Genomic DNA, 17,276 nt, shown 5'->3' on the forward strand with positions numbered 1-17,276 from the left:
GTCCAGCACGGCAATCACCCATACCGGCCGCCGTCCCGGCGCACCGGCCACCAGTTACACCATCGCGGTGCGCGATCGTCACCGCCAAGCGTGGCCATCCGGGATCGTCTCGCCAAACAGCATCTCGATAGGTCCACTTCTATCGGACTTGACATGAGCGGGACTTAGGCTTAAATGGGAGAGAGTCTTATTAGGCTTATTTGGGGGAGCAGGGTGCACGCGATGTGCGACTTCACGCGGTGTGCACAGTGATTCAGGACGTCGGCGTTGTAGAGCGCTCATCCGCTCCAAGCCCATTTCGTCTGAAGTCCAGGAGGGGGAATCACGGTGGAGGTCAACTTACTCGGCTCACTGGAAGTCCTGCGCAACGACATCGTCATCACGCCATCGGCGCCGAAACTGCGACAAGTTCTCAGCCTGCTCACCGTCAACGCGAACAGGGTGGTCCGGCGGGAACGCCTGGTCGACGAACTCTGGGACGACAACCCGCCGACGAGCGTCACCACCACGGTGCAGACCTACATCTACCAACTCCGCAAGCAACTGGGGCTCGGCACCGCTCCGCACGCGTCGTCCGCGGAGGCCGACAGCGCGGCAGCCACCCTGCACACCACGCCCAAGGGCTACCAGTTGTCGCTGGACCCGGCGGGCCTGGACTCCACCAGGTTCGAACTGCTGGCCGACCGCGGTCACGTCGAGTTCGAGGCCGGCCGGTTCGCCTCGGCGGCCACGACCCTCGCGGACGCGCTCAGCCTCTGGCGCGGGCCGGCGCTGGTCGACGTCCCCCTCGGCCCCAGCCTGCGCAGCGAGACGCTCCGGCTGGAGGAGATGCGCAAGAAAGTCCTCGAACAGCGGCTGGAAGCGGACCTGCAGCTCGGCAGGCACCAGGAGCTGATCGGCGAGCTGACCGGCCTCACCGCGGAGCAGCCGACCAACGAGCGCTACCCGGAGATGCTGATGCTGGCGCTGCACCGCTCCGGCAGGCGCGCCGACGCCCTGGACGTCTACCAGCAGACCCGGGCCGTGCTGTCCGACCGCCTCGGCCTCGACCCGTCGAGCTACCTGCAACGCATCCACCACGCCGTGCTGGCCGCCGACCCGGGGCTCGACCTGCCGTCGTTGCGCACGCGGACGTCCATCCGGTCCGGGCCGCCGGAGCAACTGCCGCCCGAGCGCGGCGCGCTCGTCGGCCGGGAGAGCCAGCTCACGAAGGTGCTCGACGCCATGGTCGCCCGGCGCGGCTCGGGACCGACCGTGGTGGCGCTCATCGGGCCGCCCGGTTCGGGCACGTCCGCGCTGTGCATCAGGGCCGGGCACGAGCTCCGCGACCGCTACCCGGACGGCCAGCTCTGCGCCCGGCTCAGCGACCTCGACGGGGGCCAGGTGCCCACCGCCGACCTGCTCGCCGAGTTCCTGAGGTCGATGGGGATGCCCGAGTCGCAGATGCCCGCCTCGGCGGACGAGCGGTCCAGGGTGTTCCTGAACTGGTCGGCCCAACGCCGGATGCTGCTGGTGCTCGACGACGTCTTCAACGTCGAGCAACTGCTGCCGCTGCTGCCCTTCGGCGCGGGGTGCGGCGTGCTGCTCAACAGCCGCCGCCGCATGTTCACGCCGTCCGTGGCGACCACGGTGGAGGTGCCGCCCCTGGATCACGCCGACGGCGTGCGACTGCTCACCGACCTGCTCGGGGAACACCGGGTCGCGGAGGACCGCGCGGGGACCGACGCCCTGGTCGCGCTGTGCGACGGGCTGCCGATGGCGCTGCACGCCGTCGTCACCCGCCTCCAGGAACGCCCGCACTGGCCCATCAGCAGGCTGGTCTCCTGGATCGGCGTCGAGGCGGACCACCGCAGGTCCGCCGACGACCCGCTCGGCATGCGGTCGAGCGTCGACCGCACGTGGCGCAGCGCTCCGCCGGCGGTGCGGGACGCGTTCCGGCGGCTCGCTGCCGCGGAGTCGGCCACCATGTCCGTGGCGGAGGCCGCGCGGGTGCTCGCGGTCGACGAACACCACGCCGAGTCGCTGGTGGAGCGGCTCGTGGAGTTCCAGCTCATGCAGGCCGAATCGGTCGCGCACGGCGTGGACGCGCGCTACCGCTTCGTGCCCTGCGTCCGCACCGTGGGGCGGCAGCTCGGCCCGGACAGCTCCGCGCCGGCGCAGCGGAGGAACGCGGACGACGGGAACGACCCGCTACGCCCGAACCCCCGCGGGGAGCGGCGCCCCCGGGACGCCGCCGCACCGCTGGTGGTCACCGACAGCTACCGTTGACCAGATCGGGCGACCTCAAGCCCAGAGACCTCGTCGACCAGCCCACGAGTTCGTTGACCGGCCCAGGCCTCGTTTGACCGCCCAGGACCTCGTTGACCAGCTCAGGCGACCTCGGGGTCGTCCGCCCCGTCGGCGGTCGCCGATCCGGCGGCCATCTCGGCGAGCAGGGACGTCGAGTGCGTGCCCGCCCGGAACCGCTCGTCGGCGAGGATCTCGCGGAGCACCTCCCGCGTGGTGCGCAAGCCGGCGCCCGCGATGCGGAACTCGGCGAGCGCCCGTTCCATCCGGGCCAGGGCGGCATCCCGGTCCGGCGCCCACACGACCAGCTTGGCCAGCAGCGAGTCGTAGTCCGGCGGCACCACCGACCCGGTGTGCACGTGGGTGTCCAGCCGCACGAAGGGCCCACCGGGCGGGACGAACTCGGTCACCGTCCCGGGGCACGGCGCGAAGTCGCGCGTCGGGTCCTCCGCGTTGATCCGGCACTCCAGCGCCACGCCGCGGAACTCGACGGCCGACTGCTCGACGGAGAGCGGCAGCCCGCCCGCGACCAGAAGCTGCTCCCGCACGACGTCGATGCCGGTCACCATCTCGGTGACCGGGTGCTCGACCTGGATGCGGCAGTTCGCCTCGATGAAGGCGAACCGGTCGCGGTGCACCAGGAACTCGAACGTGCCCGCCCCCGTGTAGCCCACCGCGCGGGCGCCGCGCACCGCCGCCTCCGCCAGCGCGTCCGCCATCCCGTCCGGCAGGCCGGGCGCCGGGCACTCCTCGACCAGCTTCTGGTGCCGCCGCTGCACCGAGCAGTCGCGGTTGCCCAGGTGCACCACGGCGCCGTGCTCGTCGGCGAGGAGCTGGACCTCGACGTGCCTGGCGTGTTCCCAGAACTGCTCCAGGTAGACCCGGTCGTCCCCGAACACCGACCGCGCCGCGGCCCGGACGGCGCGCACCGTCTGCTCCAGGTCCGCCCACCGGCGCACGACGGCCATGCCGCGGCCCCCGCCGCCCGCCGCCGCCTTGACGATCAGCGGCAGACCGATCCGCCGTGCCTCGACGAGGGCTTCGGACGCACCCCTCACCGGCTCGACGGTTCCCGGCAGGACGGGCACGCCGGTCCCGGCCATGAGCCGCCTGGCGAGCACCTTGTCACCCATCCGCGCGATCACGTCGGGGCGCGGGCCGACGAACACCAGGCCGTTGCGCGCGCAGATCTCGGCGAAGTCGGGGTCCTCGGAGAGGAACCCGTAGCCGGGGTGGACCGCGTCGGCGCCGGTGCGCAGCGCGGCCTCGACCAGGGCGGGCGCGTAGAGGTAGCTGCGCCTGGGCGCACCGGGCCCGATCTGCACCGCCTCGTCGGCCAGCCGGACCGCCGCCGAGTCCCGGTCGACGGTCGAGTGCGCGACGACGGTGCGGATGCCCATCTCCCGGCAGGTGCGCACGATCCGGAGCGCGATCTCGCCCCGGTTGGCCACCAGCACCTTCCCGACGGGCCGCCGCGGCACCCTGGTCATCCGACCGGCTCCAGCACCAGCAGCGGCTGGCCGTACTCGACCGGCTCGCCGTCGCCGATCAGCACCTCGACCACCCTCCCGGCCCGGTCGGCCGTGATCGGGTTCATCAGCTTCATCGCCTCGATGATCGCCACCTGCCTGCCCGCCTCGACCAGGTCGCCCACCTCCACGAAGGGCGGCGCACCCGGCTGCGGCGCGCGGTAGAACGTGCCGACCAGCGGCGCGCGGACCCGGTGCCCCGCGTCCGGCGGACCGTCGTCCGCCGGGGTCTCGGCCGCCGCGGCCGGCTCGACCGCCTGGTCGGGCCACTCGACCTCCACGCTGGCGAGGCCGATCCGCACGTTGACCCTGCGCGGCGCCCTGGTCGCCGAGCGCACGATCTCGGCGAACCCCCGGAGCAGGGCCTCCATCACGTCCTGCCCCGCGGGGGCGGCGGTCTCCGGGTCGAGCGGGCCCAGGTAGGCCATCGTCCCGCGTTCCTGCGTCTCGGTCATTCCCCTGTCCTCCCGGTTCCGGGCAGCCGCCCGTGGTCGAACGCGCTGATCCCGCCGAGGTCCCGGAACCGGGCCCGGCGCCCGGCCACCAGCCGGTCGCGGTCCAGCGCGCACAGCTCGTCCAGCGCGTGGCGCACGGCCTCGCCGAGCAGCCTGCTGGCACCCGCCGGATCGGTGTGCGCTCCCCCGGCCGGCTCCCGGACCACGCCGTCGACGACACCCAGCCGCAGCAGCGACCGGGCGTCCACCCGCAGCGCGGTCGCGGCCTCGGCGGTGGCCGTCGAGGTGCGCCAGAGGATCGCGGCGCACCCCTCCGGGCTGATCACCGAGTAGATCGCGTGCTCGGACATGAGCACCCGGTCGGCGGCGGCGAGCGCGATGGCCCCGCCGCTGCCGCCTTCGCCGGTGATCACGCTGAGCACGGGCACGGGCAGTCCGCCCACGACCCGCAGGCACTCGGCGATGGCGTGGGCCTGGCCGTGCCGCTCCGCGTCCGGGCCGGGGTGCGCGCCGGGGGTGTCGACCAGGGTGAGCACCGGCAGTCCGAGCTTGGCCGCGAGCCGCATCAGCCGCACCGCCTTGCGGTAGCCGGCGGGCGAGGCCATGCCGAAGTTGTTCCGCACCAACTCGTCGGTGCTGTGCCCCTTCCGGTGCCCGATCACCACCACCGCGCGCCCGCCGAGGAGCGCGACGCCGACGACGAGGGCAGGGCAGTCCGCACCCGCCCGGTCGCCGCGCAGGGCGACGAACCCGTCGCACCAGTTCGCGAGGTGGTCCCCCACCGTCGGCCGCGCGGTGTCCCGCGCCCACCGCAACACCTCCTCGACCGGCCGCGGCGCCAGCAGGTCAGGGTCGGTCACGGTCGGACCACCGGCCGGTCCCGCCCCCGCCAGGTCCGCCTCACCTACGGTCGAGCCACCGACCGACCCCGACAGATCCGCCCCGCCCACAGACGAATCACCGATCGATCCCGGTTCCGGCGCGGGGTGACCGGAGCCGGCCGCCAGGAGCACGCCGAGCACCTGCGGCAACTCGCCGCGGGGCACCACGTCGTCGACCAGGCCGTGCTCCAACAGGAACTCCGCTGTCTGGAATCCCTCGGGCAGCTCCTCGGCGATGGTCTGCCGGATCACCCTCGGCCCGGCGAAACCCATCCGGGCGCCCGGTTCGGCGATGATCACGTCGGACAGCGTGGCGAACGACGCGGCGACACCGCCGAAGGTCGGATCGGTGACGAGCGTGACGGTGAGCAGGCCCGCCTCGTCCATCGCGGCCATCGCGTTCGAGGTCTTCGCCAGTTGCACCAGCGACAGCGCGCCCTCCTGCATCCGGGCCCCACCGGACGCGGTGACCAGCACGAGGGGGAGCCGGTGGGCCAGCGCCGTGTCCACCGCGGTCACCACCGCCTCCCCCGCGGCCGTGCCCACGCTGCCCCCGAGGAACCGGAAGTCCAGCACCGCGACCACGACCGGTCGGCCGGCGATCGTGCCGCGCGCGACCAGGACGGCGTCGTCCAGCCCGGTCTCCGCGCGGGCGGCTGCCAGGCGCTGCCGGTAGGGCACCCGGTCGTGGAACGCCAGCGGGTCGACCGCGGTCGGCCCGGGTTCGACGGCGCGGCCCGACCTGGGGTCGAGCAGGTGGTCCAGGCGTTCCGGCGCGGTCAGCCTCTGGTGCCAACCGCACTCCGGGCACACGTGGGCGAGTCGGGCGAACCGCTTGCGGTACAGGAGCACCCCGCACTGCCCGCACGCCGTCCAGTCCTGGTCGATGTCGACCGACACCTCCGCTGTGCTCATCCCCAGCTCCATTCGCTCCCGATCCCGGCTCACCCGGCCGGGTGGTTCGGCGTACCCGCTCAGGGCGGAGCCGGCCGAGACGAGGCCGTCGTGAAGCAGCCGGAGGGCACTGCGCCACCTCGGCCCCGCCGACCGCCCCTCCGCCGGTGGTCGCACGTCGTCGTCCTCCACCCGCCGTCCTCCCCGCGCCGTCCTCCGCGCCGTTCTCCCGCGCCGTCCTCCCATGCCGGTTCGCGCCCGCGCCGTTCTCCCACGCCGGTCCGCGCCCGCGCCGTTCTCCCACGCCGGCCCGCACCCCGTGCGCGTTCACGCCCCGTACCGGGCCACGACCTCGTAGATGCCGACCGGCCGGGCCGCCCTGGTGTCCAGGAAGGGCCGCAGCGGCTCGGTCTGTCCTTTGTGGAGCGGACCGGTCTCCCAGTCGTCGAACGCCGCCCGATCGCGCCACGAGCTGGCGACCACGAACCCGAGGGGGTCGTGCACCGAGCGCAGCAACTCGTTGCCGAGCAGGCCGGGCGTTCCCGAGAGGAGCTTGCTCGACTCGTGGTAGGCGGCCTCGATGCCGGCGACGTCCTCGCCCGCGTAGAAGAGCAAAACCCGCAGCCCGCCGCTCACCGCACCGCCTCCCACTCCCGGTGCGAGCGGGCACCACCGGTGTTGGCCATGTGCGCGACCACGCGCATCGTGACCATCGACGCGGCCACCCGGAACGGGTGCAGCTTCGTGCGGTGGTCGACGTGGCGCCCGCTGGTCTCGAACTCCCGGAACCGCTCCTCGTCCACCCAGTCGCTCACCACGTAGAAGACGCCGGGTTCCTCCGCGCTCCGCGACAGCCACTGGCCCAGGCTGGCGGGGTGCGAGGTGATCGCGTCGCCGATCGAGCGCCACACCCGCACGAACTCGTCCTCCAGCCCCGGCTTGATCTCCATCCGGAGCATCACCCGGAAGACACCGCCGCCCACCCCGGTCACGCGATGCCCCCGTCCACGGGGATCACGCCGCCGGTCACGTAGCGCGCGAGGTCGCTCGCCAGCCACAGCACCGCGCCCGCGACGTCGTCCGGTGTGCCGAGCCTGCCCAGCGAGGTCTTGCCGGAGTACCGCTCGACCATCGCGGTGCGCTGCTGCTCGGGCATCGCCTCCAGCGCCTCCGTGCGGATCACGCCGAGGGAGAGCACGTTGAAGCGGATGCCGCGATCGCCGAACTCGCGTGCCAGGGACTTCGTCAGCCCGTGCAGGGCGGCCTTGGTGGTGGTGTAGTGCGCCCGCAACGGGATGCCCACCTCGATCGACTTCGAGCTGATGTTGACCACCGACGAGCCCTCGCCCAGCAGCGGCAGGGCGCCCTGGATCACCAGGTGCGTCCCCGTGACGTTGGTCGCCAGCACCCGCGCCCACTCCGCGGGCTCCAGTTCGGCGTACGGCACGTGGCTGATGACGGCGGCGTTGTTGACCACGAGGTCGAGCCGGCCGAACCGGTCGCGGCACGCCGAGAGCAGGTCGTCGACCTGCGCCGGGTCCGCGACGTCGGCACGGACGACCTCGTGCCGGTCGCCGATCTCCTTCAGCTCGCGCTTCAGCGACACCGCTGCCTCGCCCTCCTGCCGGCAGCAGGTGATGACGTCCACCCCGGCACGGGCCAGCGCGAGCACGACGCCCCTGCCGATCCCCCTGGTGCCACCGGTGACGAGCGCCTGTTTTCCGATCAGACCGAGATCCATCCCGTCCTCCTCAAGCTCTACCGCGGGTCACAGCAGCAGACCGGCGGCGACGCAGTTGACCAGCATCGCGAGCACCACCAGGCCGGTGCGTGCCCGGTTCCAGGAACCCCAGTGCCTGCGCGGATCCCGTTGGGCGAAGTCGTCCGGCAGCGCCTCCGGGTCCAGCGCGCGGACCCACCGGTTCACCGGGACGTTCTTGACGACCGAGATCGCCACGGTGCCCGCGGCGGACGCGGCGGCCACCAGGAACAGCGTCGTGCTCGCCGCCGTCGGCGCGATGAGGGCGAGCACGACGCCGCCGAGCACCGTGCCGGCCAGGCACACCGGCATGAACGGGTCGTAGCGCGTGGAGAAGAACGCGTGCGCCTCCACGTACCGGCCCGGCGGCAGGCGTTCCAGCAGCGGGAACCCACCGAGCTGCGTGCCGACCAGCACGCCGGCCGCGAGCCCGTTCAACAGCAGCACGAGCGGTACCAGAACCTGGGACATCGTCGGCGCGCCCTCCGGTCCCACCTCAGCCGACCTTGGCCGCGGCGGCTTCCACCTTCTCCTTGATCAGCTTCTGCTGGATCGGCGACTGGCGGTCGAGCCGCTCCTGCATGGCCGCGTCGTCCACCGGCGCGCCGGGCTTCATCTCGAAGTCCTGCACCCACCGCATCAGCACGCCGTCGTCGGTGGGCACGTACTCCCAGTAGATCCACATGTACTTGAACGGCCCGGTCTCGACCCGGTGCGCGCGCACCGTCCTCGTGGCCGGGTCGGGTGTGCGGGCCGAGACCCAGCTCCAGGTCGTGCCGTTCTCGTCCGGGTGCAGCGCGAGGCGGAACAGGATCGTGCCGTCCCGCTCGCTCAGAACCTCGGTGGAGGCGTACTCGCTGAACAGGTCGGGCCACGACCGGATGTCGTTGGTCATGTCCCAGACGAGGTGCATCGGGGCGGCGATGAGAATCTGGTTGTCGGTGTGCCCTGCCATGTCACGCCTCCAGTCGTGCGAGCTGCCCGTTGATGAACCGCACCGCGCGCGCCGGCGTGGGCATCTCCGGTATCGCGTCCTCCGGGATGGACACCCGGTAGCGGCGCTCGACCTGGCTGACCAGTTCGAGCACGGCCAGCGAGTCGTAGCCCAGGGCCTGGAACTCGACGTCGGCGATGTCGCCGTCCAGGTCGACGTCCTCCGGAACCCCGGACGCGGTGCGCATGATCTCTTTCAGCTCCTGCAGCGAGAAGTCGCCCATCAAATGTCTCCGTTCCCCTCGTTCGTGCTCCGCTCGGCCCGCCGCAGCACCAGCGCCGCGGTGAACCCGCCGTATCCCCTGGCCAGCACGAGCGCCGTGCGCGGCGCGGTGTGCCGGGGCCGGCCCAACACCAGGTCGATGCCGTGCTCGGGCACCGGGTGCCGCGGACCGGTGGTGTGCGGGACGACGCCGTCCCGCAGGGACAGCAGGGCGGTCGCCACGTCCAGCGCGGCGCCCCCGCCGTAGAGGCGCCCGGTCAGCGTCTTCGGCACGGTGACCGGGACCGCGCCCCGGCCGAACACCGCGCTGATCGCCGCGGCCTCCTCGGCGTCGGCCGACGGGACGCCCGCGCCGTCGGCGAACACGACGTCCACTTCGGACGGTTCCGCGCCCGCGTCGAGGAGGGCTCGCTCGATCGTCCGCCGCAGCACGGGCGGCCTGGTCGACCCCGGCGGTGGGTCGAACCCGGCCGCGTAGCCCGCGATCGTGCCGTAGCCGCCGCCGGCGCCCCGGGCCGCCGCGTGCGCGGTGTCCTCCACGACGAGGATCGCGCCGCCCTCACCCGGCACGTGGCCCGTCGCGCCGGCGTCGAAGGGCAGGTAGGCCCGCTCGGGGTCCTCGACCGGGGAGAGGCGGCCACCGGTGAGCTGGGCGGTGAGGCCGTAGGGGCACAGCGAGGCGTCGGTGCCGCCGCTCACCACCAGCCGGACGTCACCGCGCAGCAGCCTGCGGGCCTGACCGAGCACGTCCAGGCCGCCCGCCTGCTCACAGGACAGCACGCCGCACGGTCCGCGCATGCCGTGCCGGATCGACACCTGCCCGGTCAGCGCCGCGTAGAACCACGCGATCGACTGGTACGGGCCGACCCACGACGGGCCGTTGCGGTAGAGCCGTTGCATCTCGTTCTGGCCGAACTCCGTGCCGCCTGAGGAACTGGCCGTGACCACGGCCATCTCGTACTCGGGCAGCAGGGCCGGGTCGATCCCCGCGTCGGCGAGCGCGGCCTCCGCCGCGGCCAGCCCGAGGTGCGTCCACCGGTCCGTCTGCGGCACCAGCCTGCTGGGCACCCGGTCCGCCGTCTCGAAGTCGAGCACCTCGCCCGCCAGTCGGACCGGGTAGCCGCTGGGGTCGAACCGGGTGATCCGGCCGATGCCGGACTTCCCGTCCAGCACCGCCTGCCAGTGCGACTCGACATCCGAACCCGTCGGGGCGACCACTCCGATGCCGGTCACGACCGGACCGGCGACCGCCGCGGACCCGCTCATCCGACCCACCTCCTCTCCTGTTCGTGGGACAACCGGCCGGCTCGGTGGCTCACCGGGCCCCGACCACGCCGAACGCGTTGACCGCGACCGCCAGCACGGCGAGCACCGTGCGCAGCAGGTGCCAGCGCCGCCACCGCGGCCTGGGGTCCTGCCAGCCCTCGGGGAGCCCGTCGACCGCGAACCCGTGCACCGCGCGGTTGATCGGGACGTTGCAGAAGTGCGACACGACCGACACGCCGAGCACCAGCGCGGCGGCGATCGCGAACAGGCCCGCCGACGAGGGCGCCAGCACCGCGAGCAGCACGTCGGCCACCGCCGTGGTCAGCACGATGACCGGCATCGTCGGATCCCAGTGCCGGCCGATCAGCCGGTGCGCGTGCACGTACTGCTCGGCCGGCATGGCGATCAGCGCGGGCAGCACGGCGAGGGCCACCGCGAACAGCACGCCCGCGGTCACCCCGCTGCCGACCACGGCGACGACCTCCAGCAGCTCGACTAGCACGGCTCGACCACCTCGGCGATCCGGTCGACGTGGTCGGGGTCGTCCGTGCAGGAGAACAGCAGCAACTCGTCGCAACCGCCCGCCGCGTGCCCGTCCACGATCTCCCGCAGCGCGGCGGCGTCGGTGACGACCGAGTCCACCAGGCGATCCGCCTTGTCGCCGCGGTAGGAGTAGTAGTCGCGCAGGTACTCGCCGGCACGGCGCCGGCCGTCCGCGCCGAGCGACACGTAGCCCAGGGCGATCATGCGGGGGACGTCCACCCGGCCCTCGCGGGCCCAGAACTCCTTGGTGCGCTGGACGAGGTCCGGGTAGGCGGTGACCGACCCGCCCGGCGAGATCCAGCCGGAGCCGTACTTCGCGGCCCGGCGCAGCGCGGCGGGCGAGTGCCCGCCGACCCACAGGGGCACCGAGCCGGTCGAGGGCCTGGGCCCGACGCCCGGCGTCGCGCCACCGCCCCGCCAGACCTCGTCGAGCTGGTCCAGCAGCGCGTCCAGCCTGCGTCCCCTGGTCCGGTAGTCGACGCCGGTGGCGTGGAAGTCGTCCTCCCGCCCCCCGGCCGCGACACCCAGCACGAGCCGCCCGGCGGACAGCTTGTCCAGGCTGGCGAGCTGCTTGGCCAGTTCGACGGCGCTCGGCCGGTACGCCGCCAGCAGAACCGTGGTGGCCAACCGGATGCGCGTGGTGGCGCCCGCCGCGGCGGCCAGCGCCACGACGCTGTCGTAGCTGTCGTAGACCAGCCGGTCGAGCACGGCGAGGGTGCTGAAGCCCGCGGCGTCCGCGCGGCGCGCGAACTCCAGCAGGTCGCGCCCGTCCGCGCCCGGCACGGTGGTGGGCAGTCCGAGCCCGATGTCCATCCCGATCTCCCCGCGGTGTCAGCGGCGGTCGGCCGGTGTCGGTCGCACCTCGACCACCACCGCCGCGTCGTCGTCGCCCCGGCCGGCTCGCAGCACCAGGTCGTAGTCGTCCACCGCCTGCCGCAGCAGCGGCATCTCCACGCCGTGCTCCAGCGCCTCGGCGCGGGCCAGGGCCAAGTCCTTGTGCATGAGCACCGCCCGGAAGCCCGCGTCCCGGTAGTCGCGCTCGCGCATGAATTTGGAGCGGAAGCCCAGCACGGGTGAACTCCACCCGCTGTTCTCGATCGCGGTCAGCAGCAGCTCCCGGCCCAACCCCGCCGCCTCGACGAACGAGACGGCTTCGGCGAGCGCGACGGTCTGCACCCCGAGCAGCAGGTTGAAGGCCAGCTTGAGCACGCTCGCGGCGCCGGTGTCACCGAGGTGGCGGACCTCCTGGCCGATCGCGTCGAGCACGTCCCGCACCCGGTCGACGTCCGGGACGGCGCCCGCCGCGAACACGCGCACCCGCCCGGCCGCCGCCATCTGCGGGTTGCCCACCACGCAGGCCTCCACCCGGCGCACCCCGTCCGCCGCCAGCTTGTCGGCCGCCTCCCGGGCGAAGCCCGGCGACACGGTCGTCGTGTCGACCACCGTCGTGCCGGGGACGAGCGCGCCGCTCAGCTCGCCGAAGAGCACGTCCGTGACGGCGTCCTCGTCGGCCAGGCTGAGCAGCACGACCCGCGCGCCGGTCACGGCCGCCCGCGCCGAGGTCGCCACGACCGCACCCGCCCGGCCGAGGGGTTCGGCCTTGGCCATCGTGCGGTTGGACACGACGACCGGGAACCCGGCGGCCACCAGGGCGTGCGCCATGCCTCCGCCCATGCTGCCCAGGCCGATCACGGCGACCGGTCCTCCGCCCGCGGCGCTCATCCCTTGACCGGCTCTGCGTCGAGCTGCGCGGCTCCGGGGTTCCCGGCTCCGGCGTGCCCGCCTTCGGGGTGCCTGCCTCCGGCCTGTGCGCCTTCAGAGCGCCCGCCTTCAGAGCGCTCGGCTTCGGGGTGCCCGCCTTCGGGGTGCGTGTCGACCGAGAGCTGCGAGATGCACCGCATGGTGGCGTCGCGGAAGTAGCTGCCGAAGCCCTCCACCGTCCCGGTGTCGCGCTTCCGCTTCAGGTACGGCGCCAGCTTCTCCTCCAGCAGGTGCACACCCCGCTGGGTGGCCATGTGCCTGCCGATCGCCGCGAAGTCGCCCTCGTAGTGGATCACCCGGACCATCAGCTCGCCCTTGATGAACACGGCGGTGCCGAGCAGGCGCCCGACCGGGTTCCCGTCCTCGTCACGAAGGGTCGGTGTGTCCACCCGGCGGAACGCGCCGAAGATCCCGGCGATCTCGTCCTCGTGCCCGGCTTCCACGTCGTAGGTGATCACGGCGTACGGCATCAGATTCCTCCATCCACGGTCACGGTCGCCCCGGTGACGTACCGGGACGTGTCACCGGCGAAGAACAGGACCGCGCCCGCGACGTCCTCCGGTTCGCCGAGCCTGCCCAGCGCCGTCATGCCCCGCACCACCGCGGCCGGCGGGCCGGCTTCGCCCTCGGACCCGATGAGTCCCGGCGCGACCAGGTTGACCCTGATCCGGCGCGGGCCGAGTTCCTTGCACAGCGCCCGGGTGAAGCCGATCAGCGCCGCTTTGGACGCCGTGTAGTGCACACCCTCGGGTCGACCGCGCAGCGCCACGGACGCCCCGACGTTCACCACCGAACCCCCGTCGGCCAACAGCGGCAGCGCCGCGCGCGTGACGAGGTAGGCGGACGTCAGGTTGTGGTCGAGGACGCGACGCCACTCGTCCTCCCCCAGGTCGGCCAGCGGCGCCGAGCCGTCCACCCCGACGTTGTTGACGAGGACGTCGAGCCCGCCCAGCGCCGTGCCGACGGCGGCGAGCAGGTGCTCCGCGCCGGCCCGGGTGGTGACATCCGCGGCGACCGTCGCGTTGCGGTCGCCGAGAGCCTTCAACTCGCGGGCGACCGCCTCGACCGTCCCACCCGGACCGCGGTGCCCGATGACGACTTCCGCGCCGGCCCGTGCGAAGGCGAGCGCGGTGGCCCGCCCGATGCCCCGGCTGCCACCGGTGACCAGCACCCGTCTGCCCGCCAAGCTCCGGTCGGGCCCCTGGGTCACGCTCCGCTCCACCACAAGCCACCCCTCTTCGACATCGTGACAACGCCGATCGTGTCCCCCGGCGTCGGAAACGGCCTCGAAGCCCGAGCAAGGCCCGGAACCGCCTGTGCTCCAAGGCGTTTCGAGGTCGGCTCGATGCGGCGCTGGGACGGTAGCGCCGGATCGGCGCACCCGCCTTCCGGCACGCGAGCGGCGGCGACACGGACGGAGCACCGCATGACAGGCACGGTCACACACCTCGACACGGCCGAGGACATCCTTCGGCTGGGCAACGCCTTCTGCGAGGCCAAGGCGTTGCTCACGGCGGTCCAACTGGACCTGTTCGACACCCTGGACGCCCGTCCGCTGACCGAGGAGGAGATCCGGGACCGGTTGGGGCTGCACGGCCGGGGCCTGGCGGACTTCCTGCGGCTGCTGGTCGCGCTCGGGCTGCTCGAAGCCGACGGCGGGCGGTACACCGGCTCGCCGAGCGCCCGACGGCACCTCGTCACCGGAAAACCCGGCTACGTCGGCGGTTTCCTGCGGCGGACCGACCACAACCGCTACCCGCTGTGGGGCAGGCTCGCCGACGCGCTGCGCACCGGCAAGCCGCAGTACGACGGCGATTTCCGGCAGGTCCTGTCCACACCGGCCGCGCTGGAGCAGTTCGTGCAGATGATGGACGGCCTCACCCAGGTGCTCGCGCCGCAACTGGCGGACGCCCACGATTGGTCGACCGCGCGCTCCGTGGTGGACGTCGGCGGGTGCCGCGGCAACGTGGCGGGCCACGTCGTCCGGGCCAACCCGGGTCTGACCGGGCACGTGTTCGACCTGCCGCAGATCGAGCCGTTCTTCGCGCGGCACGTCGAGCGGATGGGCCTCACCGGCCGCATCTCCTTCCACGGCGGCGACTTCTTCGAGGACGACCTGCCCCACGGGGACGTCGTCGTGATGGGCCACGTCCTGCACAACTGGAACGAGTCGCAGCGCGCGCGACTGGTGGCGAAAGCGCACCAGGCCGTGCACCCCGGCGGCGCGCTGCTGGTCTACGACCGCATGCTGGACGGCCACTCCGCCAGCCCCACCGAGAACCTGGTGATCAGCCTCGACATGCTGCTGGTCTCCGAGGGCGGCGCCGAGTACACAGTGGACGAACTGCGGCGGCACGCCGAGTCGGCGGGCTTCGCGTCGGTCACCGCGCGGCCCCTGGGCGACCACGACACCCTCGTGGTGTGCCGCAAGGACTAGCGCGTCGCCCCCTGCCCGCCCACCGGTGGCGCGGGCAGGGGGACGACGCGGTCACACCCCGGCGACCCGCCGGACGGCATCGAGTTCCAGGCCGAGAAGCTGCGACGTGCCGAAGTTGGTGAACCGGTGCTCGGCGCGGGCCATGCTGCGCTCCGCGGCCTCCGCGAGCCCGGGATCCTCCCGCAGCCGGTGCTCGACGGCCTCGCGCGCCGCGGCGGCGCCCTCGACCGTGCGCAGGTCGAACCGGTCCTGCGCGGTCAGGTCCAGCAGGAGCACGTGCAGGTAGAGGTCCGGCAGGCCGTGCGGGTTCTCCTCCGCGCGCACCGCGGTCTCCCGCTCGGCGGGGAACCCGACGAACGGCTCCCTCGCCCGCGGGTACGGTCCGTCGGCCCGGTAGGCGTCGAAGTTCCGGAACGCCACGCGCCTGCCGTTGAAGTAGCCGACGCCGACCCGCCTGCGGAGGCAGAAGTTGAACGCCTCCCGGATGGTGTCGATGATCGGCTCGTTCTTGTCGTTGAGCGAGGTGTTGCACAACATCGGCACGCCGGTCCGGCGGTGCATCGCGGTCAGCAGGGCGTGCAGCTCCGGGTTCTGCCCCGGGTTCACCGACTGCACGCGGGCCGAGTGGTCCAGGTGCGCCACCGCCGGGATGAGGTGCCGGCGGTCGCCGCGGATCGTGAAGGTTTCCAGCATGTAGGGCGAGGGCCTGCTGTCCTCGAACCAGTCGGCGAGGTGGTCCTCCAGGACCACCGGCGCGACCGGGCGCCACCACTCGCGCAGCTTGAACCGGTTGAGGGTGTCCTTCGCCGCCATCGAGGTCGGGTCGGCGATCAGGCTGCGGTTGCCCAGCGCCCTCGGCCCGATCTCCGACCGCCCGCTGAACCACACCACCGGTTCGGCGAGAATGTCCCGCACCGCCTGGTCGTGGTCGATGTCGCCCACGTCGTCGACGAACCCGGCGAACTCCCGCAGCGCGCCGTCCAGGTCGCGGTCCTCACGGCCGAGGTAGGCGCCGGGGAACGAGAACTCGAACCTCTCACCCGCGGTCTTCTTGTGGAAGGCCGCCAGCCCCATGCCGATCGACTGCCCGCCGTCGTCCACGCAGGGCGGCGCGAGGAACCCGCGGAACCCGTACTTGGCCATCAGGTGGCTGTTGGTCGGGCAGTTCAGCGCGTACCCGCCGGACAGCGCGAGGTGGGTCTCGGCCGGGTCGAGGTCGAACCGCGCCAAGGCCCGCTCGACGTTGCGCTCCATGACCAGCACCGAGATGGCCTGGACCTCCTTCATGACCGCGCTGACGAGGCTCTCCTCCTCGGTGAACTCCGGGTCGGCGTCCGCCGTCTCGCGCACCCGCGCGACGATCCGCTCCAGCGCCGCCGGCGCGTGCTCCAGCGATGCGACGCCGGTGAAGTCGACCTGGTCGAGGACGGCCTCGCGGTCGCAGTGCCCGACGGCCTTGGTCGCCGTGGCGAGGGCCATCAGGGTGCCCTCGCGCATCCCGAACCGGTCCTTGGCCGTGCTGTAGAGCAATCCCGGCGAGGCGACGGGGAAGATCTCGACGGCGCCGCGGCGGACCAGGGCGCCGCTGAACCAGTGGCGCTTGTAGCGCCGGTCGACCAGGCGGTCCGGCCCGCCGTCGACGGCGAAGCCCAGCGTGGTCCCCCCGAAGAAGACGTCGCTGTCCAGCAGCAGCGCGCTGTAGAGGTGCCCCAGGCTGTGATAGGCGATGTCCGGGTGCTCGGCGACCAGGTGGTAGTCGTCCACTGTGGACAGACCGGGGGTGCCCCACGTCTCGACCACGTCGGCGAGGGACACGCCGTGCGGCCGGAGCAGCCCGTCGAGGAACCCGCGCAGGTCGCTCTCGGTGAGGAACGGCGTGCGGTGGTGCTTCAGGCCGCTGAGGCGCTCCAGCTCCCAGTGCGCGAGCAGCCGCACCTCGGGACCGTCCTTCCGCCACAACGAGACGTTGTGGTCGTGCCGGTAGGAGACCCGGGCCACCCGGTGCAGCCCCGGCACGGTCAGGTAGGTCGACAGATAGTAGCCATCCCGCATTTTCCCTCCACGGATTCCGGCGCACGACCCCGAGGGCGTCACCCGACGACACCGGCAGTCTCGTCCCGCCGGCTGGGGGTGTGCTCGAAGCGCGAGCAAGGTGGGTCGCGGTGGCTTCCACGGCGTTTCGAGCGCACCTCGACCCCGCGCTGGGAGGGTGGTGCCGGGCCGCGCGGGGAGGTGGACGCGTTCCGCGG

At 73.0% G+C, this 17,276-nt stretch carries 18 protein-coding genes; 2 read left to right on the top strand and 16 right to left on the bottom strand.

All coding sequences use genetic code 11. From position 1 onward, the window contains the following. Nucleotides 1-327 precede the first annotated feature (327 nt). Nucleotides 328-2,268 carry a BTAD domain-containing putative transcriptional regulator gene (locus ACQPZF_RS26155; protein WP_433261195.1) on the top strand — a complete coding sequence of 647 codons (1,941 nt, stop codon included), beginning with the start codon at nt 328-330 and terminating at the stop codon, nt 2,266-2,268. Nucleotides 2,269-2,369: 101 nt separating this feature from the next. Here the strand turns inward: ACQPZF_RS26155 and ACQPZF_RS26160 are convergent, their stop codons facing one another. From ACQPZF_RS26160 to ACQPZF_RS26230, 15 genes are all read right to left on the bottom strand, one after another. Continuing rightward, the gene (locus ACQPZF_RS26160; RefSeq protein WP_433261197.1) at nt 2,370-3,776 is read right to left on the bottom strand and encodes an acetyl-CoA carboxylase biotin carboxylase subunit; all 1,407 of its coding nucleotides are present in this window, start codon (nt 3,774-3,776) and stop codon (nt 2,370-2,372) included. Continuing rightward, nucleotides 3,773-4,270 carry an acetyl-CoA carboxylase biotin carboxyl carrier protein gene (gene accB, locus ACQPZF_RS26165; protein ID WP_433261199.1) on the bottom strand — a complete coding sequence of 166 codons (498 nt, stop codon included), beginning with the start codon at nt 4,268-4,270 and terminating at the stop codon, nt 3,773-3,775. The genes ACQPZF_RS26160 and accB overlap by 4 nt, the downstream gene beginning before the upstream one ends. Next, on the bottom strand, nt 4,267-6,066 hold the full coding sequence (gene accD, locus ACQPZF_RS26170; RefSeq protein ID WP_433261201.1) for an acetyl-CoA carboxylase, carboxyltransferase subunit beta: 1,800 nt from the start codon (nt 6,064-6,066) through the stop codon (nt 4,267-4,269). Before accD ends, accB begins: the two co-directional genes overlap by 4 nt. Before the next feature lie 306 nt (nt 6,067-6,372). Then, nucleotides 6,373-6,681, bottom strand: a complete 309-nt coding sequence (locus ACQPZF_RS26175; RefSeq protein ID WP_433261203.1) for an antibiotic biosynthesis monooxygenase family protein — start codon at nt 6,679-6,681, stop codon at nt 6,373-6,375. Further along, the gene (locus ACQPZF_RS26180; RefSeq protein ID WP_433261205.1) at nt 6,678-7,037 is read right to left on the bottom strand and encodes an antibiotic biosynthesis monooxygenase family protein; all 360 of its coding nucleotides are present in this window, start codon (nt 7,035-7,037) and stop codon (nt 6,678-6,680) included. The genes ACQPZF_RS26175 and ACQPZF_RS26180 overlap by 4 nt, the downstream gene beginning before the upstream one ends. Beyond that, nucleotides 7,034-7,786: an SDR family NAD(P)-dependent oxidoreductase gene (locus ACQPZF_RS26185; protein WP_433261207.1), complete on the bottom strand. Its 753-nt coding sequence runs from the start codon at nt 7,784-7,786 to the stop codon at nt 7,034-7,036. Before ACQPZF_RS26185 ends, ACQPZF_RS26180 begins: the two co-directional genes overlap by 4 nt. A 27-nt stretch (nt 7,787-7,813) precedes the next feature. Further along, entirely contained in the window at nt 7,814-8,275 is a 462-nt protein-coding gene (locus ACQPZF_RS26190) for a DUF1772 domain-containing protein (protein WP_433261209.1), read from the bottom strand. Between the two features lie 25 nt (nt 8,276-8,300). Next, nucleotides 8,301-8,759, bottom strand: coding sequence for an SRPBCC family protein (locus ACQPZF_RS26195; protein ID WP_433261211.1), 459 nt, complete (start codon nt 8,757-8,759; stop codon nt 8,301-8,303). Nucleotide 8,760: 1 nt separating this feature from the next. After that, a complete protein-coding gene (locus tag ACQPZF_RS26200; RefSeq protein WP_433261213.1) occupies nt 8,761-9,021 on the bottom strand; it encodes an acyl carrier protein in 261 nt (86 codons plus the stop codon). Next, nucleotides 9,021-10,286 carry a ketosynthase chain-length factor gene (locus ACQPZF_RS26205; RefSeq protein WP_433261215.1) on the bottom strand — a complete coding sequence of 422 codons (1,266 nt, stop codon included), beginning with the start codon at nt 10,284-10,286 and terminating at the stop codon, nt 9,021-9,023. The genes ACQPZF_RS26200 and ACQPZF_RS26205 overlap by 1 nt, the downstream gene beginning before the upstream one ends. 49 nt (nt 10,287-10,335) lie before the next feature. Then, nucleotides 10,336-10,788, bottom strand: coding sequence for a DUF1772 domain-containing protein (locus tag ACQPZF_RS26210; protein ID WP_433261217.1), 453 nt, complete (start codon nt 10,786-10,788; stop codon nt 10,336-10,338). After that, on the bottom strand, nt 10,782-11,642 hold the full coding sequence (locus ACQPZF_RS26215; RefSeq protein WP_433261219.1) for an LLM class flavin-dependent oxidoreductase: 861 nt from the start codon (nt 11,640-11,642) through the stop codon (nt 10,782-10,784). Before ACQPZF_RS26215 ends, ACQPZF_RS26210 begins: the two co-directional genes overlap by 7 nt. 18 nt (nt 11,643-11,660) lie before the next feature. Further along, nucleotides 11,661-12,551 (bottom strand): NAD(P)-dependent oxidoreductase, encoded by an 891-nt coding sequence (locus ACQPZF_RS26220; protein WP_433261222.1) that lies wholly within the window; start codon nt 12,549-12,551, stop codon nt 11,661-11,663. Further along, entirely contained in the window at nt 12,548-13,060 is a 513-nt protein-coding gene (locus tag ACQPZF_RS26225; RefSeq protein WP_433261224.1) for a SchA/CurD-like domain-containing protein, read from the bottom strand. Before ACQPZF_RS26225 ends, ACQPZF_RS26220 begins: the two co-directional genes overlap by 4 nt. Beyond that, nucleotides 13,060-13,800, bottom strand: coding sequence for an SDR family NAD(P)-dependent oxidoreductase (locus ACQPZF_RS26230; RefSeq protein WP_433261225.1), 741 nt, complete (start codon nt 13,798-13,800; stop codon nt 13,060-13,062). Before ACQPZF_RS26230 ends, ACQPZF_RS26225 begins: the two co-directional genes overlap by 1 nt. A gap of 216 nt (nt 13,801-14,016) precedes the next feature. Between ACQPZF_RS26230 and ACQPZF_RS26235 the strand changes: the two genes are divergently transcribed. Then, entirely contained in the window at nt 14,017-15,027 is a 1,011-nt protein-coding gene (locus ACQPZF_RS26235) for a methyltransferase (RefSeq protein WP_433261227.1), read from the top strand. Between the two features lie 51 nt (nt 15,028-15,078). Here ACQPZF_RS26235 and ACQPZF_RS26240 read toward each other — a convergent pair whose 3' ends face one another. Further along, nucleotides 15,079-17,079 (bottom strand): carbamoyltransferase C-terminal domain-containing protein, encoded by a 2,001-nt coding sequence (locus tag ACQPZF_RS26240; RefSeq protein ID WP_433261229.1) that lies wholly within the window; start codon nt 17,077-17,079, stop codon nt 15,079-15,081. Between the last annotated feature and the right edge of the window lie 197 nt (nt 17,080-17,276).

The organism is Actinosynnema sp. CS-041913 (genome assembly GCF_050942485.1).
GTDB lineage: Bacteria > Actinomycetota > Actinomycetes > Mycobacteriales > Pseudonocardiaceae > Actinosynnema.